Raw genomic sequence first — 333 nt, 5'->3', positions numbered from 1 at the left:
AATTTCTCAATAATTGCTGTCACTTGGAAAGTTTCACTCACAACCATCCCTTCGGCATGAATTTCGTGAAGAATCACTTGGAGTTCTTGCACTTGACTGATTACTGGTTTGGAATCCACCATCTTATAATCCAAGAATCTTCCAACAATGAACTTTTTAGCCCCTGCATCCTCAGTTTTATATTTCCGGTCCAAAGACTCCCACAGTTCCTTGGCAGTTTTCATACTACTATACACGATGTATAGCGAGTCTGCTAAGCTGTTCAATATATAGTTTCGGCACAGAAAGTCTGAATGTTTCCAAGCATCGACCGCACTGATAACTTGAATATCT

At 39.9% G+C, this 333-nt stretch carries 1 protein-coding gene; it reads right to left on the bottom strand.

The window, feature by feature from the left end; all coding sequences use genetic code 11:
• Positions 1-266 (bottom strand): gag-polypeptide of LTR copia-type domain-containing protein (locus GOQ16_RS18605; RefSeq protein ID WP_240141088.1); only part of this gene is annotated, 266 nt, incomplete at its 3' end.
• Positions 267-333: the final 67 nt, after the last annotated feature.

This window comes from Sphingobacterium bovisgrunnientis, from assembly GCF_009829085.1.
Taxonomy (GTDB): domain Bacteria; phylum Bacteroidota; class Bacteroidia; order Sphingobacteriales; family Sphingobacteriaceae; genus Sphingobacterium; species Sphingobacterium bovisgrunnientis.
The sequence above is the reverse complement of the archived record's forward strand: the minus strand, read 5'-3'. Positions and strand labels throughout refer to the sequence as shown.